The organism is Stenotrophomonas beteli (assembly GCF_001431665.1).
Lineage (GTDB): Bacteria > Pseudomonadota > Gammaproteobacteria > Xanthomonadales > Xanthomonadaceae > Stenotrophomonas > Stenotrophomonas beteli.
Genome location: NZ_LLXV01000033.1, coordinates 43,956 through 69,724, shown reverse-complemented (window position 1 = coordinate 69,724; position 25,769 = coordinate 43,956). Strand labels below are relative to the sequence as shown.

Here is a 25,769-nt window from a genome sequence, read left to right as displayed (position 1 = left end):
GATGTGGACTCAAGGTCGCGGCGTGCCGGCCGTTAACCGGTCAGGAGGGCTGCGGCGTGCAGCCTGGAGACCGCCATGGACAACGTGATGGGAACCGCTCTGGGGGGCATGCGCGCGGCCCAGCAGGGCGTGCAGGTGGCCGCGCACAACGTGGCCAACCTGGCGACCCCCGATGCCCGGCGCCTGCAGGTACAGCGCAGTGCCGCCGAGCAGGGCGGGGTGGCGACGGCGGTGACCACCACCGACCCCGATCCGGGCGCACCGCTGGGCGATCTGCTGGCGGCCAAGGCCGAAGTAGTGGCCTTCGCCGCCAATGCCACGGTGATCCGCCGCCAGGACCAGATGCTGGGCTCGCTGCTGGATCGCGAGGCCTGAACAACCCGTCCTGGTAGAGGCCAACCCTGGTTGGCACGCGCGACGCCCGATAAATGCCAACCTTGGTTGGCACTCATGGAGCAGTCGAGCATGGCTCGACTCTACAGAAGCGCGTCACCAGGGTTGGCCTCCACCTGGTCGATCAGGCCGACAGCTCCAGCAACAGCTTGTTCAGGCGCGCCACATAGGCACCCGGGTCCTTCAGGCTGTCACCGGCGGCCAGCGCGGCCTGGTCGAACAGCACCCGGCCCAGGTCGTCGAAGCGCGCACCGTCGGCTTCGGCATCCAGCTTGGCAATCAGCGGGTGGCCGGGGTTGATCTCCAGCACCGGCTTGCTGTCCGGTACCTTCTGCCCGCTGGCTTCCAGGATCTGGCGCATCTGCAGGCCCAGGTCCTGCTCGCCGATGGCCAGCACCGCCGGCGAGTCGGTCAGGCGGTGCGACACGCGCACTTCGGCCACGTCATCGCCCAGTACGGTCTTCAGGCGTTCGACCAGGCCCTGCTTTTCCTTGGCGGCGGCTTCCTGTTCCTGCTTGTCCGCTTCGCTTTCCAGCGCGCCCAGGTCGAGGTCGCCACGGGCGATATCGACGAAGCCCTTGCCGTCGAAATCGGTCAGGTAGCCCATCAGCCACTCGTCGATGCGGTCGGTCAGCAGCAGCACTTCCACGCCCTTCTTGCGGAACACTTCCAGGTGCGGGCTGTTGCGCACCTGGCTGTAGCTCTCGCCGGTCAGGTAATAGATCTTGTCCTGGCCTTCGGCCATGCGGGCGATGTAATCGGCCAGCGACACGGTCTGCGCATCACCCTCGCCACGGGTGGAGGCGAAGCGCAGCAGCCCGGCCACCTTCTCGCGGTTGTTGTAGTCCTCGGCCGGGCCTTCCTTCAGCACCTGGCCGAATTCCTTCCAGAACGTGGCGTACTGCTCGGGCTTGTCGGTGGCCAGCTTTTCCAGCATGTCCAGCGAGCGCTTGGTCAGCGCCGATTTCATCGAATCGATGACCGGGCCGGACTGCAGGATTTCGCGCGAGACGTTCAGCGACAGGTCGTTGGAATCGACCACGCCCTTGATGAAGCGCAGGTACAGCGGCAGGAACTGCTCGGCCTGGTCCATCACGAACACGCGCTGCACGTACAGCTTCAGGCCCTTGGGCGCATCGCGGTGGTACAGGTCGAACGGCGCGCGGCCCGGCACGTACAGCAGCGAGGTGTATTCCAGCTTGCCTTCGACCTTGTTGTGGCTCCATGCCAGCGGGTCGCTGTGGTCGTGCGCCACGTGCTTGTAGAACTCGGTGTACTCGGCGTCGCTGATCTCGGTGCGCGGCCGGGTCCACAGCGCGCTGGCGCGGTTGACGGTCTCCCATTCGGCGGCAGCGCCTTCTTCGCCACCTTCCTTCGGCATCTGGATCGGCAGGCCGATGTGGTCGGAGTACTTCTTCAGGATGCTGCGCAGGCGCCAACCGTCGGCGAAGTCGTGCTCGCCGTCCTTCAGATGCAGCACGATGCGGGTACCGCGCTCGGCCTTGTCGACGGTGGCCACTTCGAAATCGCCTTCGCCACGCGAGGTCCAGCGCACGCCTTCGCCAGCGGCCAGGCCGGCGCGGCGCGAGGTCACTTCCACTTCGTCGGCAACGATGAAGGCGCTGTAGAAGCCGACGCCGAACTGGCCGATCAGCTGCGAATCCTTCTTCTGGTCGCCGGACAGCTGGCGCAGGAAATCGCCGGTGCCGGACTTGGCGATCGTGCCGAGATGGGCAATCGCCTCGGCGCGGCTCATGCCGATGCCGTTGTCTTCGATGGTGATGGTGTGGGCGGCGGGGTCGAAGCTGACGCGCACGCGCAGCTCGCTGTCACCTTCGAGCAGGGCCGGCTGGGTCAGGGCCTCGAAGCGCAGCTTGTCGGCGGCGTCGGCGGCGTTGGAGACCAGCTCGCGCAGGAAGATTTCCTTGTTGGAGTACAGCGAGTGGATCATCAGCTGCAGCAGCTGCTTGACTTCGGTCTGGAAGCCAAGGGTTTCGGTCTGGGTGGTCTCGGTCATCGATAAGGCTCCGTTTGCAATGCCGCGCCAGCGCGTGCGGCCTCGCCAAGGGGTATGGCTGATTGTCCCGAAATCAAGGGGTTGGTCGGCAGGGCTGCGCCCTGCACCCGCAGAGGCCAGAGCAACAGCAACTGCAACAGCAACAGCGTGCATTTCGTGGGATGGCGGGGCGGTGTGGGTTGGCAGGACACGCCGTAAACCCATCCATGGGGGCTCGATGGCGCCATCCATGGCGCCAACGGTCCTGCCAACCCACACCGCCCCGCCTCTGACAGGTTCCCGCGGCTGTTGGTGGGTGTCGACCTTGGTCGACACATCTGTCAGATATCGATACATCAGATGGGGTCAGATCCGTTTTCCTGTGGAAAACGGATCTGACCCCGCCTGTATGTCGAGCATCGGATCGCGTCTGGGGTAGAGCCCCCTGAGTCAGGGGGCGGCCGCGAAGCGGCGGGGGTATGGAAGCTGGTAAGTGGGGCCCGCGTTTCGCGCAGCGAAGCGTGGGAGCGACAGCGCGCATGCGTTGGCGCGTCCCCGGGCGCCGCCCGGCCGAACTACAATCCCGCTCATGCTGAATTTCTCGAACAACCCCCGCCGGGGATGCCGATGAGCGGCCGTGGCGGCAATGACGGCCAGGTCCGCATCATCGGCGGTCGCTGGCGCAATACCCGCCTGCCGGTCCCGACCCTGCCGGGGCTGCGGCCCAGCAGTGACCGCGTGCGCGAGACCCTTTTCAACTGGTTGATGCCCAAACTGGGCGGCGCGCGGGTGCTGGACCTGTTCGCTGGCAGTGGTGCACTGGGCTTGGAGGCGGTCTCGCGTGGTGCCGCCCACGCCACCCTGGTCGAGCGCGACGCGCAGCTGGGACGCAACCTGACTGCGGCCGTGGCCAAGCTGCAGGCCGCCGACCAGATCACCGTCGTGCAGGCCGATGCCCTGCGCTGGCTGCAAGGGGCGCAGGCGCAGCAGGCCGACCTGGTCTTCATCGACCCACCGTTTGCCGATGGCCTGTGGCAGGACGTGCTGGCCCAGCTGCCGCGGCACCTGGCCGCCGACGCCTGGCTCTACCTGGAATCGCCGGCCGGCCACGTGCCGGTGCTGCCGCCAGACTGGCTGCTGCACCGCGAGGGAGGCACCCGCGAGGTGCGCTTTGCCCTGTACCGCCGCGCCACTGCTACACTTTGACCTCATCTGAACATCTGCTACCGCCCATGACCGTGGCCAACCGCCGCATTGCCGTCTACCCCGGCACGTTCGACCCGATCACCAACGGTCACATCGACCTTGTGAGCCGGGCCGCGCCGCTGTTCGAAAAGGTCGTGGTGGGCGTGGCGCAGAGCCCGTCCAAGGGCCCGGCGCTGCCGCTGGAGCAGCGCGTGCAGCTGGCGCGGGGCGCGCTGGGCCATCACGGCAACGTCGAGGTGATCGGCTTCGATACGCTGCTGGCCCATTTCGTACGCTCGGTCCAGGGCGGCGTGCTGCTGCGCGGCCTGCGCGCGGTGTCCGACTTCGAGTACGAGTTCCAGATGGCCAGCATGAACCGCCACCTGATCCCCGAGGTCGAGACCCTGTTCCTGACCCCGGCCGAGCAGCACAGCTTCATTTCGTCCTCGCTGGTCCGCGAGATCGCACGCCTGGGCGGCGACGTGTCCGGTTTCGTACCGGCCGCGGTGCTCGAAGCCCTGCGCAAGGTCCGCGAAGCGAAGGCGGCACAGCAGTAAGTCCGCAGTACCGGCACCCCATTACGTACACCACCACGCACCATTCCGGGAGGAAACCCATGAACACCACCATGCGCGCGATGCTGATCGCTTCGTTGGCCCTGGCCTTCACCGCCTGCAAGAAGGAAGAGGCCGCTCCGGTCGACGAAGCCAAGCAGGCCCTGGTCGCTCCGTCCAAGGATGACGATGCAGGCTGGAAGAAGTACCTGCAGGAAGTGGCGATCCAGAACATGGGCAACATCACCAACAGCCCGTTCCTGTACTACCTCTCGCCGGAATCGGACCCGGACTTCCAGGCCAAGTACGAGCGCCAGACCGAGAGCGCGACCCAGGCCGTGGCCCGTGGCGTGCAGCCGGGCAACATGCTGGCCTTCGGTTCGTCGGCCTCGGGCAAGATGGCTGACATGATCCAGGCCGTGTTCAAGGACGTGTCGCCGGATTCGATGAAGGGCGTGCGCGTCGTCTTCATCGGCCAGTCGGCCGACAACGCACGCGTGCAGGCTGCGATCCAGCCGACCGGTGCCGAGTACATTTTCGTCGAAGCCAAGTAAGACCGAGCCATGGCGGCCATGTTCCGGCATGGCCCGGGCGGTGACCCGCAAGGGCACTGCTGATGACCTGACCGGCCCGCGCGCCCGCGCTGGCCGGTCCTTTGTCCCAAGGCGCGGGCGAGGAGTATCGCCATGTCGCTGAAAATCAACGAGCTCTGCGTCAATTGCGACGTATGCGAGCCGGCCTGCCCGAACCAGGCCATTGCGATGGGTGAAACCATCTATGTGATCGACCCTGCCCGCTGCACCGAATGCGTGGGCCATTTCGACGAACCGCAGTGCGTGGTCGTCTGCCCGGTCGAGTGCATCGATCCGGACCCGGAGATCGTGGAAACGCAGGACCAGCTGCTGGCCAAGCTGCGCCAACTGCAGCACGATCACCCCGAACTCTACGCGGAGCCCCCATCCGAATGAAGACGCTGATCGTCCGTCCCCTGTTGCTGCTTGGCCTGCTGCTGAGCCCGATCGCCTGGGCCGACAGCACGGCCCGTGCCGAACGCCCCGATGGCGCAGCCATCGCCAGTGGCCATGCGCTGGCCACCCAGGCGGGCATCGACATCCTGGCGCAGGGCGGCAACGCCTTCGACGCCGCGGTGGCGGTCTCGTCCACGCTGGCGGTGGTCGAGCCGATCAGCTCCGGCCTCGGCGGCGGCGGCTTCTTCCTGCTGCATGACGCAGCCACCGGCAAGGACGTGATGCTGGACGCGCGCGAGACCGCACCGGCCGCAGCAACCCCGCAGGCCTTCCTCGACAAGCAGGGCAACCTCGACCGTGACCGTTCGGTCAACGGCGCTTGGTCGGCGGGTATTCCCGGCCTGCCGGCGGCCCTGGTCGAGCTGTCGGCCAGGCACGGCAAGCTGCCGTTGTCGGCTTCGCTGCAGCCGGCGATCCGCATCGCGCGCGAAGGTTTCCCGGTGTACGACCGCATGGCCAAGGGCTATGCCTCGCGCCGTGAGGTGATGGAGCGCTATCCCGGTACCCGCGAGGTGTATCTGCGCAACGGCAGGCCGATCGCCAGCGGTGACCTGTTCAAGCAGCCGGAACTGGCGCAGACGCTGGAGCGCCTGGCCACCGGCGGCTTCGACGGCTTCTACAAGGGCCAGACCGGCAAACTGCTGCTGGACGGTGTGAAGCAGGCGGGTGGCAAGTGGACGGCCGAGGAACTGGCCGGTTACCGGGTCAAGCAGCGCGAGCCGATCGTGTTCCACTACAACGGCTGGAAGATCACCACCGCGCCGCCGCCGTCGTCCGGTGGCATCGCGCTGGCCAGCATGCTGCAGATCCTGGAGGGCTGGGACATCAAGCAGATGGACCCGGCGCACCGCACCCACCTGGTGGTGGAATCGATGCGCCGCGCCTACCGCGACCGTACGTTCTTCCTCGGCGATCCGGACTTCGTGCAGATCCCGCAGAAGGTGTTGACCAGCAAGGACTACGCACAGGGCCTGCGCGCGACCATCCATCCGGAGAAGGCCACGCCCAGCGACCTGCTGTCGGGCAACCCGACGCCGCTGGAAGACGACGAGACCACGCATTTCTCGATCATCGACCGCGACGGTAACCGCGTCGGCGCCACCCAGACCGTCAACCTGCTGTACGGCTCGGGGCTGATTCCCAAGGGCACCGGCGTGCTGCTGAACAACGAGATGGACGACTTCGCGCTGAAGCCGGGCACGCCCAATGCGTTCGGCGTGATGGGCTATGAAGCCAATGCGCCGAAGGCGGGCAAGCGCATGCTCAGCTCGATGACGCCGACCTTCATGGAGAACGCCGACAAGGTGGTGGTGCTGGGCACCCCGGGTGGCAGCCGCATCATCACCATGGTGCTGCTGGGCATCCTCGGCTACGACGACGGACTGGATGCGCAGCAGGTTGCCGCGCTGCCGCGCTACCACCACCAGTGGCTGCCGGACCTGATCGAAGCCGAGGACGATGCGTTCGACGCGGCGACGGTGAAGCAGCTGCAGGCGATGGGCCACAGGATCGACCTGCCCGGCAACGTGGCCGCGGGCGGCCGCGGTTCCAGCCATGTGTGGGGCAACCTGCAGACCGTGGAATGGGATCGCAAGGCGAACCGGCTGTTCGGCGGCAGCGACCCGCGCAACCCGGTGGGCAGCGCCCAGGTTGTGCCGGCACGCTGATCCGGCCGTGCCGGCTGCTGGCCGGCAATCCGGTTGATACTGAAACCCCGCCTTTGCCGGCGGGGTTTTCTGTTGCCGTCTAGCGATTATTTAACGGGCCGGCGCCGATAATCGACACATGAAACTCTGGTCTATTCGTGGAAACTCGCAGCGTCTCGATGGCGGCGCGATGTTCGGCAACGCGCCGCGCGCGTTATGGGAAAAATGGGCGGCACCGGACGAGCTCAATCGCATCGAGCTGGCCTGCCGTGCGCTGCTTGCCAGCCCGCTGGAAGGCAGGACCGTGCTGTTTGAAACCGGTATCGGCGCGTTCTTCGATCCGCGCATGCGCGAGCGCTACGGCGTGCAGGAAAGCCAGCACGTGCTGATCGATTCTCTGCGCGAAGCCGGCTTCGAGCACGAGGATATCGACGTGGTGGTGCTCAGCCACCTGCACTTCGATCATGCCGGTGGCCTGCTGGCGGCATGGAGCGAAGGGCGTGAGCCGGAACTGCTGTTCCCCAATGCGACTTATGTGGTCGGTGCGCAGCATTGGCAGCGCGCCGTGCAGCCGCATCCGCGCGACCGGGCCAGTTTCATTCCTGAGCTGCCCGGCCTGCTGCAGGCCAGTGGCCGCTTGGAAGTAGTGGAGGGGGAGTACTCGAAGGCGCTCGGCCGCAGCGTTCGCTTCAGCTACAGCGATGGCCACACGCCGGGGTTGATGCTGGCCGAGATCGTCGGCCACGCGCACGCCGGCGAAGATGCGCACGGCGGGGTGGTGTTCTGCGCCGACCTGATCCCCGGCCGCTCATGGGTGCACGTACCGATCACCATGGGCTACGACCGCAACGCCGAACTGCTGATCGACGAGAAGCGGCAGTTCCTGGAAGACAAGCTGGCGCGCAACGTGCGGTTGTTCTTCACCCACGACCCGCAGGTGGCGTTGGCGCAACTGGGCAGGGATGACAAGGGACGTTTCGTGACCCTGCACGAACAGGGTGAACTGAAGGCCCGCGCGCTGGGGTAAGGGTAGAGCCGAGCCTGCGCTCGGCTGCTCCTCTGAACGGTCATGCACGTTACCGATGCCTGAGCCGAGCTTGGGCTCGGCTTCACGTCGCTGCCATTAGGACGCTTTCAGGCAGCTGCTCATGAAGGTCTTGCGCGCATCACCGGCCAGCTTCTTGGCACCCGCGTCGGCATTGCACTTGCGCATGCGTTCCTGCGGAGTTGTCGCGGCCTTGGTATCGGCGGCGTGGCCGCTGAGGCAGGAGCTCTGCGCCGTCTTGTAGGCGTCACCTTTCAAGCCCTTGTTCTTGGCCGAGCACTCGGCCATGCGCTGCTGCTGCGGCGTGGTGGCGTTGGCCGCCAGGGGCAGGCTGACCAACAGGACAGCGGCCAGCAGGAAAGAAGCTTTCATCGACAGCACTCCAAGCGGTGGCGGGTGCGCGGAGCATTGGCCTGCGGGTAGCAAGACCACGTGAAGAATCATGCCCCGGCCGCGCCTGCTTGCAGCGGCATTCAGATCGGCGTATTACTTAGCCATATGGGTAAGTATGATCCCGCCATCCAAGACGTGTTCCAGGCACTGGCCGACCCCACCCGATGCGCGATCGTCGCCACGCTGGGGCAGGGGCCGCGCACGGTGTCCAGCTTGGCCGAGCCGTTCGACATGGCCTTGCCCTCGCTGATGAAACATCTGGCCGTGCTGGAGCGCAGTGGCGTGGTGCGCAGCCACAAGCAGGGGCGCACGCGCACCTGCGAACTGGTGCCGGAACGGTTGGCCCAGGCCGAGCAATGGCTGGCCGGGCAGCGTGCCGCATGGGAAGCGCGTGCCGACCGCATGGTCAATTTCGTCGAAACCCTTCACCAACAGGAGCAGGCCCATGGCCGTAGACGCAGGCAACAACCCTGACACCGACTTGGTCATCAGCCGCGTGCTGAATGCACCGCGTGCCGCCCTGTGGCGGGCCTGGACCGATCCGGAACTGCTGCGCCAGTGGTGGTGCCCGAAGCCGTGGACCACCGAGGTGCGAGCGTTCGACCTGCGCCCGGGCGGGGCCTTCCACACCTTCATGCAGGGCCCTGACGGCGGCAGCAGTGACAACCCGGGCAGCTTCCTGGAGATCGTGCCGCAGCAGCGCCTGGTGTTCACCTCGATGCTGGGCGCGGGCTGGCGGCCGCAGGCACCGTGGCTGGGCTTCACCGCCATCATCACGCTGGAGGACGAGGGCCAGGGCTGCCGTTACACCGCACGGGTGATGCACCCGGACAGGGCCCTGCGTGAACAGCATGAGCAGCTGGGCTTCTTCGATGGCTGGAACACCGCCATCGGCCAGCTGGAAGCGTTCGCGGCCGGCCTGTAGGCCGGAATGCGGGGTGGTGGGGTCAGAGCCCTTTCTGCGAAAGGGATCCGACCCCCGCGATGTTGGGGTCAGATCCCTTTCGCAGAAAGGGCTCTGACCCCTGTTCGCCGGATCAGCCGACGCGGGTACCGAAGATGCGGTCGCCGGCATCGCCCAGGCCCGGCAGGATGTAGCCCTTGTCGTTGAGCTGGGCATCGATGGCCGCGGTGTAGATCTCCACGTCCGGGTGCACGGCCTTGACCGCCTCGATGCCTTCCGGCGCGGCCACCAGGAAGATGCCCTTGATGCGGCGGGCGCCGGCACGCTTGAGCATGTCGATGGTGGCGATCAGGGTGCCGCCGGTGGCCAGCATCGGGTCCAGGATCAGCGCGTCGCGCTCTTCCAGGCGGCCGGTCAGGCGCTCGAAGTAGGGCACCGGCTGCAGGGTTTCCTCATCGCGCTGCAGGCCCACCACGCTGACACGGGCGGCCGGGATCAGCGAGAGCACGCCACTGAGCATGCCCAGGCCCGCGCGCAGGATCGGCACCACGGTGATCTTGGCGCCCGCGATGCGCTGCACCGTGACCGGACCGGCCCAGCCGGGCAGGGTGTGCGGCTCGGTGTCCAGGTCGGCGGTGGCCTCGTAGGCCAGCAGGGTGCCCAGCTCGTTGGCCAGTTCGCGGAAATCCTTGGTGCTGAGCGCAGCGTTGCGCATCAGGCCGATCTTGTGCTGCACCAGCGGGTGGCGCACTTCGACGATCTTCATGGTCGGGGAAGGGGAATCAGGAGAGAGGACGCCATTTTGCCGGATTGGGGTGCCCAACCCCAAACCGGGCCCGCTGCCGTCGTACATGAAATGTGCAGGCACGTGTCACGGCCATGCAACCTTGCGGACATACCGTGCAGACCCATTCTTAACAGGAATGGGGATTCCCAGTGCATATCAAGACTCCGTTGGCCGTTGCCATCACCCTGACCCTGGCAATCGGCGCCGCGGCACCGCTGCAGGCCGCCGGGCAGCAGGCGGTCGCCGCCACCGGCGCGGTGGCCGCTGACGCGGTCGACCTGGACCGCATCGAAGTACGCGCCCAGCTCGAATCGCAGATCCGCGCGGTCGACCTCAAGCGCAGCGGCGACGCCATCGAGGACGCCGTATCCTCCGATGCACTGGGACAGTACCCCGACAAGAACGTGGCCGAATCGCTGCAGCGCCTGCCGGGCATCAGCGTGACCCGCGACCAGGGCGAGGGCCGCTTCGTGGTGATCCGTGGCCTGGATGCCAATCTCAACAGCGTCAGCGTGGATGGCATTGCCGTGGGCACGCCCGAGGATTCCAGTCGCGCCGCTCCGTTGGATGTGATCCCGTCCGATTCCACCGAGCGCCTGCGCGTGGTCAAGTCGCCGACCCCGGACATGCCCGGCGATGCTATCGGTGGTGCCGTGCTGGTGGAGTCGGCCTCGGCCTTCGACCGCGACGGCCGCAGCCTGCGCGGCAAGATCGAAGGCAGCCACCAGCAGCTGTCCGGCGAGACCAGCCCCAAGGCCGCCTTCAACTACAGCGAAGTGTTCAACGACACCTTCGGCGTGGCGCTGGGCGTGAACTACCAGAAGCGCACGTTCGAGTCCGACAACACCGAAGTGGAGTACGACGGCGAGGATGACGCCGCACCCGGTGATGTCACCGCGATCAATCTGCAGCACCGCAAGTACGAGATCGAGCGCAAGCGCATCGGCGCCAACCTCAACCTCGACTGGCGGCCGAACGACGACAGCAAGTACTACCTGCGCACGCTCTACAGCCAGTTCGACGATGCGGAGACCCGCCAGCGCGTGATCTTCAACTTCGACGACGCGAAGATGGTGCAGACCGGTACCGACCAGTACCGCCTGGATGGCATGCCGAAGGATTCGATCGACAAGCGCATGCGCTACCGCACCAAGAAGGAAAACACCTTCGCGGCCAGTCTCGGTGGCGAGAACAAGCTGACCAACGCGGTGGTCGATTACCGGATCGGCTACACCCGCACCGAGGAGCGGGTGAACGACGAGATGGAGGCGCGCTTCAAGCTCAACGGCAAGGCCTTCAACGGCACGCTTGACCAGCGCAGCCGCCTGCCCAGCTACAGCTTCGACAACCCGCAGTGGCTGGACAACAGCAACTATGCGTTCGACCGCTTCGTGCTCTCGCCCAAGCAGGTGAACGACAAGGAGCACAGCGCGCAGGTCAACGTACGCTTCGACGGTGACAGCAGCAGCATCAAGTTCGGCCTGCTGGGACGCTGGCGCGACCGCGACGTGAATGTGGACGAGCGCGAACTGCGCGTCGGCCCGAAGGTGGCGCTGTCGAGCTGGAGCACCTCCTCGCCCGAACACCGCCACGGCAACCTGGGTGACGGCATGGATTCGGCCGCGATGCGCGCCTTCTGGGCCGCCAACGGTGGCCAGTACAGCGCCCGCCCGCAGGACGTTGGCGGCAACGCGATGACATCGCTGGAAGAGGACTACGTTGCCAGCGAAGACATCTTTGCAAGCTACGCGATGGGTACCTGGGACGTGGGTGCGCTGCGTATCATTGGTGGCGTGCGCGTGGAAAACACCCAGTTCAAGGCGGTTGGCAACCAGGTGGACGTGGCAGCCAACGGCCGCAGCTTCAGCGTGACCCCGCGCGTGGCCAACAGCAGCTATACCAACGTGCTGCCGGGCCTGCACCTGCGTTATGACGCCGCCGACGACTGGGTGCTGCGCGCCTCGGCCAACAAGACCGTATCGCGCCCGTCATTCGGCGACGTCTCGCCGCGCGTGGGCTGCAGCCGCGGTGACGAGGAAGTGCGCCTGGGCAATCCGGAACTGGACCCGTACGAGTCGAAGAACATCGACCTGTCGGTGGAGAAGTACATCGGAAGCACCGGCATCGTCTCGCTGGGCCTGTTCCACAAGTCCATCGACGGCTACATCGTGGAAACCGTGCGCACCAACGACCCGGCTTACGGCGGCTTCGACGTGACCCAGCCGATCAACGGTCGCAAGGCCACCGTGCGTGGTGCCGAGTTCAACTGGCAGCAGCAGCTGGCCTTCCTGCCTTCCGGGCTGGATGGACTGCTGGTCGGTGCCAGTGGCACCTGGCTGGACACCAAATTCGATGCCGGCATCAAGGACCGTGCAGGCGAGGATTTCACACTGCCGCGCGCCTCCAAGCATGTCTACAGTGCACACATCGGCTATGAAAAGTACGGTGTGAGCACGCGCCTGGCGGCGGTATACCGCAGCGAGTACCTGGACAGCATCGGCAAGGGCCGCGCGTTCGACATCTATGTTGCACCCAACACCCAGCTCGATTTCTCGCTGGATTACAAGTTCACCCCGCGGGTGAGCATGTACTTCGAGGCGCAGAACCTGCTGGACAAGCCGCTGGAGCTGTACCAGGGCACGCGTTCGCGCACCCTGCAGATGGAAGAATATGGCCGCACCTATGCGCTCGGCCTGAAGGTGGCACTGTGATGGCGCGTGGCATCACTGCCCTGGCCGCCGCGCTGGCCGTTGCACTAGCCGCCGGCTGCGCACCGTCCGCCGGCGACGATCCTGCCCTGGCCGCGACGCCAGCGAAGGCCAGCGGCGAGCGCACGGTGACCACCATCGCCGAGGCGTTCCTTTCGCCGATGACGCCGGCCGACAACATCGACTCGCCGGCGGCCTGGCGCGCGCCGGACGGCGCGCTGTGGCTGATCGCCACCGCCAAGGCGACCGACAAGCTGGTGGTCTACGACGGCAGCACCGGCCAGCACCTGCGTGATGTAGGCAGCAGCGGCACCGCACCGGGGCAGTTCGACCGCCCAAACGGCATCGCGGTGACCGACGACCTGCTCTGGATCGTGGAGCGCGACAATCACCGCGTGCAGGTGCTGAGCCTGCCGGACTTCGCGCCACTGGCGACCTTCGCTGCGGACGACCTGCGCAAGCCGTACGGGCTGTGGGTCGACCGCCGTGCCGATGGCTACAGCGTCTACGTCACAGACTCCTGGGACAACGGCGAGGATGCGCAGGGGCGTGACATCCTGCCGCCGCTGGCCGAGCTGGACAAGCGCGTGCGCCAGTACCACGTGACCCGCAACGGTGCAAAGGTCGAGGCGAAGCTGGTGGCCAGCATCGGTGACACCACCGCGGCCGGTGCACTGCGCGTTGTCGAGTCGATCTGGGGCGATCCGGAGAATGATCGCCTGCTGATTGCCGAGGAAGACGAGAGCTACGCCAGCGAGTTCAAGGTCTATACCCTGGCAGGCCGCTTCACCGGCACCACGTTCGGCCGCGATGTGTTCAAGGCGCAGGCCGAGGGCGTGACCCTGCGTACCTGCGGCAAGGATGGCTGGTGGATCACCACCGAACAGGGCAAGCAGCGCAGCGTGTTCCACCTGTTCGATCGCCACACGTTGAAGCCAGTGGGCGCCTTCCAGGGCAATACCGTGGCCAACACCGATGGTATCTGGATGATGCAGCAGCCGAGCGCGCGCTTCCCGCACGGTGCGCTGTACGCGGTGCATGACGACCAGGGCGTGGTGGCCTTCGACTGGGAGAGCATCGCCAAGCAGCTGGCGTTGCCGCTGGAGTGCGGCGCATGAGCCGGCGTTGCGTGACGCGCACGCTGGCGTTGGGCCTGCTGCTGGCCTTGCCGTGGCTGTCGTTCGCGGCGGCCGAACCGAATACCCAGGTGCCGGCGGGCAGTCGCCACTACGCGGCAACAGCGGTGCCGGACCGTATCGTCGCCTCGCCCGCAGCCGATCCCAGCCACGGTTTCGCGGTGGCGTGGCGCACCGATGGCAGTGTGCAGGCGCCTTGGCTGGAAATTGCCCTGGCCGGTGATTCACCGGCCATCGAGGGCATCCGCCAGGTGCGCGCCACAACCCGCACGCTGCAGACCGAGAATGGCCTGTCGCACCACCACCGCGCCGACATCTACGGCCTGCAGCCGGATACCCGGTATGTCTACCGCGTGCAGGGCAATGGCAGCTGGAGCGCCTGGAATCAGCTGCACACGCTGGCTGCGCCCGACCAGCCGCTGACCCTGTTGTACTTCGGCGACACCCAGAACAAGAACGTCAGCCATGTCAGCCGGATCGTGCGTGCCGCGCAGAAGGCAGCACCGCAGGCGCGCATGAGCCTGTTCGCGGGCGATCTGGTCAGCGGCGGCGACAACATGGACGACAGCGAGTGGGGCGAGTGGTTTGCTGCTACCAGCTGGCTGGCGCAGGAAACGCTGGTGGCGCCGGCCATCGGCAACCACGAGTATTTCGAGGAGTTCGAGGACACTCCGCAGGAACGCCGCGTACTGGGCCGGCATTGGCCGGTGACGTTCGCGTTGCCAGGCAATGGCGCCGCCGCAGCGCAGCAGACCAGTTACTGGTTCGATGCGCAGGGCGTGCGTGTGGCCGTGGTCGATGGCACGTCCGCACTGGACCTGGGCACCGCCAAGGCACAGGCACAGTGGCTGGACAAGGTGCTGGCCGGCAACCGGCAGCCGTGGACCATCGTGCTGCTGCACCAGCCGTTCTACTCGCCGCGCGAAGGGCGTGAGAACGCAGCACTGCGCGACGTGCTGCTGCCGGTGGTGCGCCGCCACAAGGTGGATCTGGTGCTGCAGGGCCACGACCACACCTACGGTCGCCGGGGTGAAGGGCAGGCTGCGACGCCGCAGTACGTGGTGACCGTCGCCGGGCCGAAGCAGTACCGCCTTTCCGACGAAGCGCGCAGGACGATGGATCCGGTGGCCGAGGACACCCAGCTGTTCCAGGTGCTGCATATCGATCCGCAGCACCTGCGCTATGAAGCACGCACCGTGACCGGCCGTCTCTACGATGCTTTCGAACTGCGCCGTGATGCCAACGGTGGCAAGCAGCGCACGGAGCTGACAGAAGGCCGCATCACGCCACGCGACTGCCCACGCGCGCAGACCGCCAAGGGTCGCGCCGACCGCTGCTGGGAATGAGGAGATGCCGATGACGACGCCCCGCCGCATCCTTCCGCTCGCCGCCGTGGGTACCGCAATGCTGTTGCTGGCCAGTGCGGTGACCGCCGCCGGTACCGTGCTGCATCCGTTCCTGGTCGCCCAGCCGGCGCAGGCGCCGCAGGAGGTGAATCTGGCGGTGGAGATTCCGGCCGGCAGCTTCACCAAGTACGAGATCAAGGAAGACGGCCTGGTCCATGTGGACCGTTTCCAGTCGATGCCGGTGGCCTATCCGGCCAACTACGGTTCGATGCCGCGTACCCTGGCCGGTGACAACGATCCGCTGGATGCGCTGGTGCTGACCCGCGAGCCCCTGCATCCGGGCGTGATCGTGCGCTTCCGGCCGATCGGCTATCTGAAGATGATCGACGGCGGCGAGCACGACGAGAAGATCATCGGCGTGCCGACTGACAAGGTGGATCCGAGCTACGCCGGCATCCACGATCTGGCCGATCTGCCGGCGATCGAACGGCAGCGTATCGAGGCGTTCTTCCGCGTCTACAAGGACCTGCCGGCCGGACGCAACCCGGTGCAGCTCAACGGCTGGGGCAATGCGGCCGAGGCACGCGCGCTGATCAGCGAGGCGATGCAGCGCTTCAACCGGTAGATCCACGCCCTGCGTGGATTCAGGCCAGCAGCGTCTCGATGAATGACTCGGCCTGCAGGCGGTCGCCCAGTACCCGGGCCACCGCCTGTACGGCTGCCTCCTGGTGCTCGGCGCGGATTCCGCCTTCGTCGTCGTCGTTGTAGAGATCATCTCCGGCTTGCAGATACACGGTGCCGGCCGCGGCCAGAATGGCCATCAGGGTCGGCAGGTCGTCGACGAGTGTGTCCTCCTCCCATCGTCCGCCGCCATGGCGTGCGAACAGCACGCGGCCATCGTTCACGTCGAGGATGAAAGGATCGGCGCCGAGATCGGCCACCACCAGCCAGTTGGCGGGCCAGTCCTTGATCGCCTCGCCGCTGACGCCATGCCATCGATAGCCGGCCTGATGGCTCCACAGGCGTCGCAGCGGTGGCACCCACACCTCGAGCCCGGGGATGGTGATGCCGGCATGGCCAACCCTGGCGTTGATCTCGCGCCCCAGTGGCCCGACCTGCGCGTAGAAGCGCGCCAGCACCGATGGCAGCGGGAACGGGCCGTCCCAGTCACGTTCATCCTGGGCCTGCAGCAGGCCGAAGCGGGCGAAGGGAGCGTGCAGCTCATCCATGGCGCGGGTGTTCCAATAGCGGGTCCGGCAGCCTAGCAGACGCGCGCCGCGTGCAATGCCTTCACCGCCGCTGGCTATCATGTGCGCCGTCCAGAACGAAGGCGATGCACGTGTCGGTAGCGTTGGTGTGGTTCCGCCGCGATCTGCGGCTGCAGGACAATCCGGCCCTGCAGGCCGCGCTCGATGCCGGCCATGAGGTGGTACCGGCCTACATCCATGCGCCGCATGAGGAAGGCGAGTGGGCACCGGGTGCGGCCTCCGATGCGTGGCGCCACCGATCTCTGGCGGCGCTGGATGCCGACCTGCGCGCACGTGGCTCTTCGCTGGTGCTGCGCAGTGGCGACAGCCTGCCGACCCTGCAGGCGCTGATCGAGCAGACCGGCGCCGACGCGGTGTACTGGAACCGCAAGTACGAACCGGCCACCCAACCACGCGACGCCAGCATCAAGCGCACGCTGCGCGAACAGGGCATCGACGCGCAGAGCTGCAATGGCAGCCTGTTGTTCGAGCCCTGGGACGTCGCGACCCAGCAGGGGCAGCCGTACAAGGTATTCACCCCGTACTGGCGCAACGTACTCAGTCATTGGCGCCTGCCCGCCTTGCAGGCCGCACCGAAGGCACTGGCGGCGCACACGGTGGACAGCCTCGCACTGGATGATCTCCAGCTGGCACCGACGCTGGACTGGGACACCGGCTTCTGGGAGCACTGGCGGCCGGGCGAAGCCGGTGCGCTGGAGGCGCTGTCCGTGTTCGAGGACGGCGCGCTACGCGGTTATCGCCAGCAGCGCGACCTGCCGGATCGCGTGGGTACCTCGCGGCTGTCGCCGCACCTGCATTTCGGCGAGATCGCGCCGTGGCGCATTGCCCATGCGCTGGAAGGCCTGCGCAGTGCCGGTACCGACGCCGACATCGACGGCTACCTGCGCCAGCTCGGCTGGCGTGATTTCGCCTACCACCTGCTGCATCACTTCCCGAAAACGCCGACCGACAACCTCAACCCGCGCTTTGACCGTTTCCCGTGGGCCACACCGAGTGACGCGCAACTGCACGACTGGCAACGCGGCAACACCGGCGTGCCGATCGTCGATGCCGGCCTGCGCGAGCTGTGGCACACCGGCTACATGCACAACCGGGTGCGGATGATCGTGGCCAGCTATCTGTGCAAGCACCTGCGCGCGCACTGGCTGCATGGCGCACGCTGGTTCTGGGACACCCTGGTCGACGCCGACCTGGCCAACAACACCATGGGCTGGCAGTGGGTGGCGGGAACCGGTGCCGACGCCGCACCGTATTTCCGTGTGTTCAACCCGGTCACCCAGGCCGAGAAGTTCGACCCGCAGGCCCGCTACATCAGCCGCTGGGTGCCCGAACTGGCGGCGCTGCCGGTGAAGGCGCGCTTCGCTCCCTGGCAGCATCCGTTGCTGCTGGCGGCACACGCGCCGGACTATCCACGCACGCCACTGGTGGATCTGGCTGCGGGCCGCGACGCCGCGTTGGCGGCTTACCGCCAGTCGGGGGCAGGGTAAAGGACGACCTGAGCGGCCTGGTCAGTTAGCTGAACGCGGCCCTGTCGGCGTGCCCGATCATCATTCCGGCATCGCATCGGGCTGTTTATTCTCTTTGCGCCCGCAGGCCGCCGGCCGACCGGAAACCAAGGAGAACCTCATGATCCGTAACACCACCCGCAACGTCGCACTGGCCCTGATGAGTGCGGCCGTCCTGTCGGCCTGCGCCACCGGCGGCTCCTACGTACAGAGCGACCAGTACGGCAACCCGACCGAGCAGCAGAACCGCACCGGTCGCAACGCCCTGATCGGTACCGCCATCGGCGTGGCAGCCGGCCTGTTGACCGGCGACAGCGCCACCGAGCGTCGCCAGCACGCGCTGATCGGTGCCGGTATCGGCGCACTCAGCGGCGCCGCCGTCGGCCAGTACCAGGACCGCCAGGAACGCGCGCTGCGTGAGCGCACTGCCAACACCGGCATCGATGTGCAGCGCCAGGGTGACAACATCATGCTGAACCTGCCGGACGGCATCACCTTCGACTTCGGCAAGTCGACGCTGAAGCCGCAGTTCTATGGCTCGCTGAACGGCGTGGCAGGCACCCTGCGTGATTACAACCAGACCATGATCGAAGTGGTCGGCCATACCGACAGCATCGGCAGCGATGCGGTCAACAACCGCCTGTCCAAGGAACGTGCCGACTCGGTGGCGCAGTACCTGATCGGCCAGGGCGTGCAGAGCGTGCGTATCGAAACGCTGGGCGCCGGCAAGTCCTACCCGATTGCCGACAACAGCACCGATGCCGGCCGGGCCAAGAACCGCCGCGTCGAGATTCGGGTGATTCCGCTCAAGCAATAACGCGTAGCGTTATTGCTTGAGCTGGTCCGGCCCTCGGCCGGAACGAAAATGCCGCCCTTGCAGGCGGCATTTTCTGTAGGTGCCGAGCTTGCTCGGCACGCCGATAGCGCATGTACAGCCGAGCCACGCTCGACTCAGCAGAAGCAGTCGAGCATGGCTCGACTCTACAGAAACCGGCATCGCGCGCCCGGGTGGAGCCACGCCATGCGGGGATACTCCCGGTTACGCCGCCGAAGCGGCCACCTTTTCCAGGATGCGCTTGCCGCTGCTTTCCAGCGCCGCGTCTTCCTGCGCCTTCTGCTGCTGCGCCAGCTTCGCGCCCGGGCACTGCGCCAGCATGTAATTGGCGTCAAAGTTGAGCTTCTCGACCAGGAAGTCGACGAACGCCCGCACCTTCGGCGAGACCAGGCGGCCGCCGGCGAATACCGCGTTGAAGTCCACTTCCGGACCGGTCCAGCCTGCCAGCACGCGGCGCACCATGCCCGATTCGACGAATGGCTTGGCCATCACGTCGCCGGTCAGCAACAGGCCTTCGCCACACACCAGCGCACCGTTCAACGCAGACATGTCGTTGGCGGTCATCAGCGGCGTCACCGGGAAGTCGCGCAGCTCGCCGCCGTTCTCGCCCAGCTGCCAGGTGAAGCGTGGCGAGTTGCCGGTGTGGTACGGCTTGCGCATGGCCAGGATGCGATGGAACTGCAGTTCTTCCGGATGCAGCGGTTCGCCATAGCGTTCGATGTAGGCCGGGCTGGCGAACACCTGCGTACGCAGGCTGCCCAGCTTGCGCGCCACCAGGTTGGAATCGGGCAGGGCACCCACGCGCAGCGCCAGATCTGCTTCACCTGCAATCAGGTCCAGCTTCTCGTTGCCCATATGCATGTCCAGGCGGATCTCTGGATACTGCGCATGGAACTGGCCCAGCAGTGGGGCGATCCAGGTGATGCCGATTGAATAGGGCACGGTGAAACGCAGCCAGCCACGCGGGCCGGACTGCAGCTGGCTCACCGCGCTCTCGGCTTCTTCCAGCTCGCGCGCAATGCGCTGGCAATGTTCGTGGTAGATCGAACCGGCTTCGGTCAGGCCGAGGCGGCGCGTGGTCCGGTGCAGCAGGCGCGCACCCAGGCGCGTTTCCAGTTCCTGCACTTTGCGGCTGACCGTGGTCTTGGGCAGGCCGAGCGATTTGGCAGCGGCAATGAAGCTGCCTTGCTCGACCACTTTGACGAAGATCAGCGTCTCGTTGAGATCGTGGGACATGGTCGGGATCCTGGACGTCGGGGATGGGACAATCGTGACAGAACGATTGGACCGGGAGCGGGATGATTATTCCCCTTAATCAGGACTAATCAAGTAAAGGTTTGAGGTCTATCGTGGCGCCATTCGTTAATTGGAGCCCGTCCGCCATGAGCCTGCGCAACATTCTTGCCCGACTCCGGAACGCCGGCCAGAACACCCTGGACCTGGCGATGACCGTCGAAGCCCGTCCGAGTTCCTTGGTACACAAGGACTTTCGTGAGTTTACCGCGCCCATGCGTCAGCAGCGTGGCGGTGCCATCCGCCGGGCTCCACATAAGGGTGACCGCCTGCGCCGGATTGGGACTATCCCGGATTTGGGAGGAAATGTCCCGTGAATGGGATACTGACGCCCGAAGTCCTGGTCCTGGGCGGTACCGGCGCCGTCGGCCAGGGCGTGGTGGGCGCGCTGCTCGAAGCGGGCAGTCCGGTGCTGGTAGTGGGCCGCGATCCGGGCCGGCTGGCCGCGCTGCACGAGCAGTTCGCCGATGAGCCCGGCCTGGAGACGCTGCTGGGTTCGCTCAGCGATGACGGCTCGGCGCGTGCCTTGGCCGAACGCATCGCGCAGCGTCCGCGTCCGCTGGCGGCAGTGATCGCCGCAATGGGCGGCCCCTACCGTCGCGGCCGGGTGACCGACCGCAACGGCGATGAGCTGCTGGGGGCGATGCAGGCCGATCTGATGCCGCACGTGCACGCGGTGCGTCACCTGCTGCCGCTGCTGCAGGACAACGTGCATGCGCGCCGCTACGTGATGATCGGCAGCCCGGCCAGCGCCAAGCCATGGGCGGGCTACGGCGAGACCTCGATCACCACCGCCGCGCTGCGCATGTATGCGCAGGTGGTGCACCAGGAAGCGCAGGCGCTGGGTGTGCGTGCGCAGATGCTGGAAGTGTGCAGCCCGGTGTGTACCCCGGCCAACGCCGCCAACGCCTGCATTGAATGGCCCAGCTCGCTGCTGGTGGGGCGCCGCGTGGTCTCGCTGCTGGATGGTTGCCGCGACAACCGCGCCATCGTCCGCTGCGACAGCAGCGATGCCGAACTGCCACGCGGCCTGCTGCACCTGGAAGTTCCTCCACTGTGGCGCGACACCGCAGGCGTTGCTTGACCTCGACCATGGTTGAGGTCGCAGTATTCGCCGCCGATTTCTGCAACACGTTCTCATATAGCTGTACCACCCCTCCGTACGGATGCATGCCATGACTTCCCCCAATACCACCCCACATCGTTTCGGCCATCGCATCGCGATGGTCGGCGTGTCGATCCTCGCCGCGGCCGTGCTGGCGGCCTGCAGCGGCGGCCATGCCGAAGAAGCCGGTGCGCCGCCGCCGCCGCAGGTCAGCGCCGCGCCGGTGCTGGTCAAGCAGGTCAGCCAGTGGGACGAGTTCAGCGGCCGCGTCGAAGCGGTACAGAGCGTTGAGCTGCGTCCGCGCGTGTCCGGCTACATCGACAAGGTCAACTATGTCGAAGGCCAGGAAGTGAAGAAGGGCGAAGTGCTCTTCACCATCGACGCGCGCAGCTACCAGGCCGAGTACGATCGCGCGGCCGCTGAACTGGCCCGGGCCCGCACCCAGGCCACGCTGGCGCGCAGCGAGTCCGAGCGCGCCAAGCGGCTATCCGAGCAGCAGGCGATCTCCACCGAGACCGCCGAACAGCGTCGCGCGGCCGCCGACCAGTCCGGTGCCGCCGTGCAGGCCGCGCAGGCGGCGCTGGACGCGGCCCGCCTCAACCTGGAGTTCACCAAGGTGCGTGCACCGATCGATGGCCGTGCCGGCCGCGCGATGGTCACCGCCGGCAACCTGGTCACCGCCGGCGACAGCGCCAGCGTGCTGACCACGCTGGTCTCGCTGGATACCGTGTTCGTCTACTTCGATGCCGACGAAAGCACCTTCCTGCGCTATGCCCAGATGGCGCGCAAGGGCGAGCGCCCGAGCGAGCGTGACAGCGCACTGCCGGTGAAGGTCGGCCTGTCCGGTGAAGAAGGCTACCCGCACGCGGGCAAGGTCGACTTCCTCGACAACCAGGTGGCCCGCAGCACCGGCACCATCCGCGTCCGCGCACTGCTGGACAACGCCGACCGCCAGTTCACGCCGGGCCTGTTCGCCCGTGTGCAGCTGCTCGGCAGCGGCCAGTTCCAGGCCCTGCTGATCGACGACAAGGCCGTGCTGACCGACCAGGACCGCAAGTACGTGTACGTGGTCGACAAGGATGGCAAGGCGCAGCGCCGCGACATCCAGCTCGGCCGCACTGCCGAGGGCCTGCGCATTGTCGAGCACGGCCTGGCCGCCGGTGACAAGGTGATCATCGACGGCGTGCAGAAGGTCTTCATGCCGGGCATGCCGGTGCAGGCCAAGGCGGTGGCGATGCAGCCACAGCCGGCGCCGGCACCGGGCCGCGATGCCACCGCTGCCTTGAAGCACTGATCCGCGTCCCCGCTTAGCTGCCGGCGCCAGCGGCAGCCGTCCCTGCCTTCGTCATCCCGGCGAGGGGCAGGGTGGCTGTTGCCCGCCGAACGCCTTTCCCAGGAATTCCTCCATGGACTTTTCCCGTTTCTTCATCGACAGGCCGATCTTCGCGGCGGTGCTGTCGATCGTGATCTTCGCCGCAGGCCTGATCACGATTCCCATCCTGCCGATCAGCGAGTACCCGGAAGTGGTGCCGCCGTCGGTGGTCGTGCGCACGGTCTATCCGGGCGCCAACCCCAAGGTCATTGCCGAGACCGTTGCCACGCCGCTTGAAGAGGCGATCAACGGCGTCGAAGGCATGATGTACCTGAAGTCGGTGGCCGGCTCGGACGGCGTGCTGCAGATGACCGTCACCTTCCGCCCGGGCACCGATCCGGACGCGGCGGCGGTGAAGGTGCAGAACCGCGTGGCGCAGGCGCAGGCACGCCTGCCCGAGGACGTGCGCCGCCAGGGCGTGACTACGCAGAAGCAGTCGCCGACCTTCCTGATGGTGGTGCACCTGACCTCGCCGCAAGGCAAGTACGACACCCTGTACCTGCGCAACTACGCCCGCCTGCATGTCAAGGATGCGCTGGCGCGTATTCCGGGGGTGGGTGACGCGCAGATCTTCGGTGGCGGCGACTACGCCATGCGTGCCTGGCTGGACCCGGACAAGGTGGCTTCGCGCGGCCTGACCGCCAGCGACGTGGTGCGCGCCATGCGCGAGCAGAACGTGCAGGTGTCGGCCGGCCAGCTTGGCGCCGAACCGCTGCCGGACAGCAAGTTCCTGACCCTGATCAACGCCCAGGGCCGGCTGAAGACCGAGAAGGAATTCGGCGACATCGTGCTCAAGAGCGGCACCGATGGCGAGATCGTGCGCCTGTCCGATGTGGCCCGCCTGGAGTTGGGTGCGGGCGACTACACTCTGCGCTCGCAGCTGGACGGCAAGAACGCAGTCGGTATCGGTATCTTCCAGTCGCCGGGTGCGAACGCGCTGGAAATCCGCGACCAGGTCATCTCGACGATGGACGAGATGCAGAAGACGATGCCGGCCGACGTGAAGTACGAAGCGGTGTATGACACCACCATCTTCGTGCGCGACTCGATCAAGGCCGTGGTCTCCACGCTGCTGGAAGCCATCGCGCTGGTGGTGCTGGTGGTGATCCTGTTCCTGCAGACCTGGCGTGCCTCGATCATTCCGTTGATCGCGGTGCCGGTGTCGGTGGTGGGTACCTTCGCCGCGCTGTACCTGCTGGGCTTCTCGATCAACACGCTGAGCCTGTTCGGCCTGGTGCTGGCGATCGGCATCGTGGTCGACGATGCGATCGTGGTGGTGGAGAACGTCGAGCGCAACATCGAAGAAGGGCTGTCGCCCACCGCCGCGGCCCACCAGGCCATGCGTGAAGTGTCCGGCCCGATCGTGGCGATCGCGCTGGTGCTGTGTGCCGTGTTCGTGCCGATGGCGTTCCTGTCCGGGGTCACGGGCCAGTTCTACAAGCAGTTCGCCGTCACCATCGCGATCTCCACGGTGATCTCGGCGATCAACTCGCTGACCCTGTCGCCGGCCCTGGCCGCGCGCCTGCTGAAGGCCCATGGTGCGCCGAAGGACGGCCCGAGCCGCCTGATCGACCGCCTGTTCGGCTGGGTGTTCCGTCCGTTCAATCGCTTCTTCAAGTCCAGCTCGGAGAAGTACGAGCGTGGCGTGGCCCGCATCCTCGGCCGTCGCGGTGCGGTGTTCGTGGTCTACGCGATCCTGCTGGTCGGTACCGGCGTGATCTTCAAGCTGGTGCCGCCGGGCTTCATCCCGACCCAGGACAAGCTGTACCTGATCGCCGGCGTGAAGCTGCCGGAGGGCTCGTCGATCGCGCGCACCGATGAAATGCTGCGCAAGGTGGCCAAGATCGCCCAGGAAACCGACGGCGTGGCCCACACCATCTCGTTCCCGGGCCTGAACGCGCTGCAGTTCACCAATACGCCCAATACCGGTGTGGCGTTCATTCCGCTCAAGCCGTTCGCCGAGCGTCATGGCCGTACCGCCGCGCAGATCAATGCCGAGATCAACCAGAAGATCGCGGGCCTGCAGGAAGGCTTTGCCTTCGCGATGATGCCGCCGCCGATCCTCGGCCTGGGCAACGGCAACGGCTACCAGATGTTCATCGAGGACCGCGGCAACCTGGGCTACGGCGCACTGCAGAATGCCGTGCAGGCCATGCAGGGCACCGTTGCGCAGACGCCGGGCATGGCCTTCCCGATTTCCAGCTACCAGGCCAACGTGCCGCAACTGGATGCCGAGGTGGACCGCGTCAAGGCCAAGGCACAGGGCGTGCAGCTCACCGAGCTGTTCGACACCTTGCAGACCTACCTGGGCTCGGCCTACGTCAACGACTTCAACCAGTTCGGCCGTACCTGGCAGGTGATCGCGCAGGCTGACGGTCCGTTCCGCGAGACGGTCGAAGACATCGGCAAGCTGCGTACCCGCAACGACCGCGGCGAAATGGTGCCGATCGGTTCGATGGTCACCATCAAGCAGACCTTCGGCCCGGACCCGGTGCTGCGCTTCAACGGCTACCCGGCAGCGGACCTGGCCGGTGAAGCCGACCCGCGCCTGCTGTCCTCGGCCGAGGCGATGAACAAGCTGACCGAGATCGCCGGCAAGGTACTGCCGGTGGGCATGACCACCGAATGGACCGACCTGAGCTATCAGCAGGCCACCCAGGGCAAGGCCGCCTTCATCGTGTTCCCGGTGGCGATCATGCTGGCCTTCCTGGTGCTGGCCGCCCTGTACGAAAGCTGGTCGCTGCCGCTGGCGGTGATCCTGATCGTGCCGATGACCCTGTTGTCCGCGCTGTTCGGTGTGTGGCTCACCGGTGGTGACAACAATGTGTTCGTGCAGGTCGGCCTGGTGGTGCTGATGGGCCTGGCGTGCAAGAACGCGATCCTGATCGTCGAGTTCGCCAGAGAGCTGGAGATGGGCGGCAAGGGCATCGTCGAGGCCGCGCTGGAAGCCTGCCGCCTGCGCCTGCGCCCGATCGTGATGACCTCCATCGCGTTCATCGCTGGCACCGTGCCGCTGGTGCTGTCGCATGGCGCGGGCGCCGAAGTGCGCTCGGTGACCGGCATCACCGTGTTCGCCGGCATGCTGGGCGTGACCCTGTTCGGCCTGTTCCTCACCCCTGTGTTCTACGTGGCCCTGCGCAAGTTCGTCACCCGCAACGGCGGTGGCCAGCTGGTACAACACGGTGAACCGACCATCCATCACTGACATGGAACCCCGTCGCCGCCGGTCAATGGCCGGCGGCGGCTTCCCCCCCTCACAAGGCATGCATC

At 66.5% G+C, this 25,769-nt stretch carries 24 protein-coding genes; 19 read left to right on the top strand and 5 right to left on the bottom strand.

Features of this window, described 5'->3' with window-relative positions; translation table 11 throughout:
- Window positions 1-75: 75 nt before the first annotated feature.
- Window positions 76-375: a flagellar basal body rod protein FlgC gene (locus ARC23_RS08555; protein ID WP_057496860.1), complete on the top strand. Its 300-nt coding sequence runs from the start codon at window positions 76-78 to the stop codon at window positions 373-375.
- Between the two features lie 142 nt (window positions 376-517).
- Here ARC23_RS08555 and htpG read toward each other — a convergent pair whose 3' ends face one another.
- On the bottom strand, window positions 518-2,410 hold the full coding sequence (gene htpG, locus ARC23_RS08550) for a molecular chaperone HtpG (protein ID WP_057496859.1): 1,893 nt from the start codon (window positions 2,408-2,410) through the stop codon (window positions 518-520).
- Window positions 2,411-3,010: 600 nt separating this feature from the next.
- On the opposite strand from htpG, the gene rsmD reads away from it, so the two are divergent.
- From rsmD to ARC23_RS08520, 6 genes are all read left to right on the top strand, one after another.
- Complete coding sequence (gene rsmD / locus ARC23_RS08545) at window positions 3,011-3,595, top strand: 16S rRNA (guanine(966)-N(2))-methyltransferase RsmD (RefSeq protein WP_341271524.1); 585 nt, start codon at window positions 3,011-3,013, stop codon at window positions 3,593-3,595.
- A gap of 26 nt (window positions 3,596-3,621) precedes the next feature.
- Complete coding sequence (gene coaD, locus ARC23_RS08540; RefSeq protein ID WP_049413313.1) at window positions 3,622-4,131, top strand: pantetheine-phosphate adenylyltransferase; 510 nt, start codon at window positions 3,622-3,624, stop codon at window positions 4,129-4,131.
- Window positions 4,132-4,190: 59 nt separating this feature from the next.
- Window positions 4,191-4,682 carry a hypothetical protein gene (locus tag ARC23_RS08535; protein ID WP_004153167.1) on the top strand — a complete coding sequence of 164 codons (492 nt, stop codon included), beginning with the start codon at window positions 4,191-4,193 and terminating at the stop codon, window positions 4,680-4,682.
- Window positions 4,683-4,814: 132 nt separating this feature from the next.
- Entirely contained in the window at window positions 4,815-5,096 is a 282-nt protein-coding gene (locus tag ARC23_RS08530; RefSeq protein ID WP_057496857.1) for a YfhL family 4Fe-4S dicluster ferredoxin, read from the top strand.
- On the top strand, window positions 5,093-6,823 hold the full coding sequence (gene ggt, locus ARC23_RS08525) for a gamma-glutamyltransferase (RefSeq protein WP_057496856.1): 1,731 nt from the start codon (window positions 5,093-5,095) through the stop codon (window positions 6,821-6,823). The genes ARC23_RS08530 and ggt overlap by 4 nt, the downstream gene beginning before the upstream one ends.
- 118 nt (window positions 6,824-6,941) lie before the next feature.
- Window positions 6,942-7,829 (top strand): MBL fold metallo-hydrolase, encoded by an 888-nt coding sequence (locus tag ARC23_RS08520; protein ID WP_057496855.1) that lies wholly within the window; start codon window positions 6,942-6,944, stop codon window positions 7,827-7,829.
- 96 nt (window positions 7,830-7,925) lie between these two features.
- Here the strand turns inward: ARC23_RS08520 and ARC23_RS08515 are convergent, their stop codons facing one another.
- Entirely contained in the window at window positions 7,926-8,219 is a 294-nt protein-coding gene (locus tag ARC23_RS08515; RefSeq protein WP_057496854.1) for a PsiF family protein, read from the bottom strand.
- A 60-nt stretch (window positions 8,220-8,279) separates the two neighbouring features.
- Here ARC23_RS08515 and ARC23_RS08510 point away from each other — a divergent pair, with 60 nt between their 5' ends.
- Both ARC23_RS08510 and ARC23_RS08505 read left to right on the top strand, forming a co-directional pair.
- Window positions 8,280-8,714: an ArsR/SmtB family transcription factor gene (locus ARC23_RS08510; protein WP_238985219.1), complete on the top strand. Its 435-nt coding sequence runs from the start codon at window positions 8,280-8,282 to the stop codon at window positions 8,712-8,714.
- The gene (locus ARC23_RS08505; RefSeq protein WP_057496852.1) at window positions 8,686-9,165 is read left to right on the top strand and encodes an SRPBCC family protein; all 480 of its coding nucleotides are present in this window, start codon (window positions 8,686-8,688) and stop codon (window positions 9,163-9,165) included. Before ARC23_RS08510 ends, ARC23_RS08505 begins: the two co-directional genes overlap by 29 nt.
- Before the next feature lie 112 nt (window positions 9,166-9,277).
- Here ARC23_RS08505 and upp read toward each other — a convergent pair whose 3' ends face one another.
- Complete coding sequence (gene upp / locus ARC23_RS08500; RefSeq protein ID WP_005409099.1) at window positions 9,278-9,910, bottom strand: uracil phosphoribosyltransferase; 633 nt, start codon at window positions 9,908-9,910, stop codon at window positions 9,278-9,280.
- A gap of 170 nt (window positions 9,911-10,080) precedes the next feature.
- Here upp and ARC23_RS08495 point away from each other — a divergent pair, with 170 nt between their 5' ends.
- The 4 genes from ARC23_RS08495 to ARC23_RS08480 are packed head-to-tail and all read left to right on the top strand — an operon-like array spanning window position 10,081 to window position 15,746.
- Window positions 10,081-12,642 carry a TonB-dependent receptor gene (locus tag ARC23_RS08495; RefSeq protein WP_057496851.1) on the top strand — a complete coding sequence of 854 codons (2,562 nt, stop codon included), beginning with the start codon at window positions 10,081-10,083 and terminating at the stop codon, window positions 12,640-12,642.
- Window positions 12,642-13,757, top strand: coding sequence for an NHL repeat-containing protein (locus ARC23_RS08490; protein WP_057496850.1), 1,116 nt, complete (start codon window positions 12,642-12,644; stop codon window positions 13,755-13,757). The genes ARC23_RS08495 and ARC23_RS08490 overlap by 1 nt, the downstream gene beginning before the upstream one ends.
- Window positions 13,754-15,121: a purple acid phosphatase family protein gene (locus ARC23_RS08485; RefSeq protein WP_057496849.1), complete on the top strand. Its 1,368-nt coding sequence runs from the start codon at window positions 13,754-13,756 to the stop codon at window positions 15,119-15,121. Before ARC23_RS08490 ends, ARC23_RS08485 begins: the two co-directional genes overlap by 4 nt.
- 10 nt (window positions 15,122-15,131) lie before the next feature.
- The gene (locus ARC23_RS08480) at window positions 15,132-15,746 is read left to right on the top strand and encodes an inorganic diphosphatase (protein ID WP_057496848.1); all 615 of its coding nucleotides are present in this window, start codon (window positions 15,132-15,134) and stop codon (window positions 15,744-15,746) included.
- 19 nt (window positions 15,747-15,765) lie between these two features.
- Here the strand turns inward: ARC23_RS08480 and ARC23_RS08475 are convergent, their stop codons facing one another.
- Entirely contained in the window at window positions 15,766-16,431 is a 666-nt protein-coding gene (locus ARC23_RS08475; RefSeq protein WP_238985218.1) for a hypothetical protein, read from the bottom strand.
- Between the two features lie 29 nt (window positions 16,432-16,460).
- Here ARC23_RS08475 and ARC23_RS08470 point away from each other — a divergent pair, with 29 nt between their 5' ends.
- Together ARC23_RS08470 and ARC23_RS08465 are read left to right on the top strand one after the other, a co-directional pair.
- Entirely contained in the window at window positions 16,461-17,876 is a 1,416-nt protein-coding gene (locus tag ARC23_RS08470; RefSeq protein WP_057496896.1) for a cryptochrome/photolyase family protein, read from the top strand.
- 139 nt (window positions 17,877-18,015) lie between these two features.
- Entirely contained in the window at window positions 18,016-18,711 is a 696-nt protein-coding gene (locus ARC23_RS08465) for an OmpA family lipoprotein (RefSeq protein WP_010484399.1), read from the top strand.
- A 222-nt stretch (window positions 18,712-18,933) separates the two neighbouring features.
- Here ARC23_RS08465 and ARC23_RS08460 read toward each other — a convergent pair whose 3' ends face one another.
- Window positions 18,934-19,965 carry a LysR family transcriptional regulator gene (locus ARC23_RS08460; protein WP_005416157.1) on the bottom strand — a complete coding sequence of 344 codons (1,032 nt, stop codon included), beginning with the start codon at window positions 19,963-19,965 and terminating at the stop codon, window positions 18,934-18,936.
- A 146-nt stretch (window positions 19,966-20,111) separates the two neighbouring features.
- Between ARC23_RS08460 and ARC23_RS20425 the strand changes: the two genes are divergently transcribed.
- The 4 genes from ARC23_RS20425 to ARC23_RS08445 all read left to right on the top strand — a co-directional run bounded on the left by ARC23_RS20425 (window position 20,112) and on the right by ARC23_RS08445 (window position 25,704).
- The gene (locus tag ARC23_RS20425; protein ID WP_080393053.1) at window positions 20,112-20,339 is read left to right on the top strand and encodes a hypothetical protein; all 228 of its coding nucleotides are present in this window, start codon (window positions 20,112-20,114) and stop codon (window positions 20,337-20,339) included.
- Window positions 20,336-21,106, top strand: coding sequence for an SDR family NAD(P)-dependent oxidoreductase (locus tag ARC23_RS08455; protein ID WP_057496846.1), 771 nt, complete (start codon window positions 20,336-20,338; stop codon window positions 21,104-21,106). The genes ARC23_RS20425 and ARC23_RS08455 overlap by 4 nt, the downstream gene beginning before the upstream one ends.
- A 91-nt stretch (window positions 21,107-21,197) precedes the next feature.
- Window positions 21,198-22,421: an efflux RND transporter periplasmic adaptor subunit gene (locus ARC23_RS08450; RefSeq protein ID WP_057496845.1), complete on the top strand. Its 1,224-nt coding sequence runs from the start codon at window positions 21,198-21,200 to the stop codon at window positions 22,419-22,421.
- A 112-nt stretch (window positions 22,422-22,533) separates the two neighbouring features.
- Window positions 22,534-25,704, top strand: a complete 3,171-nt coding sequence (locus ARC23_RS08445) for an efflux RND transporter permease subunit (protein WP_057496844.1) — start codon at window positions 22,534-22,536, stop codon at window positions 25,702-25,704.
- Window positions 25,705-25,769 lie beyond the last annotated feature (65 nt).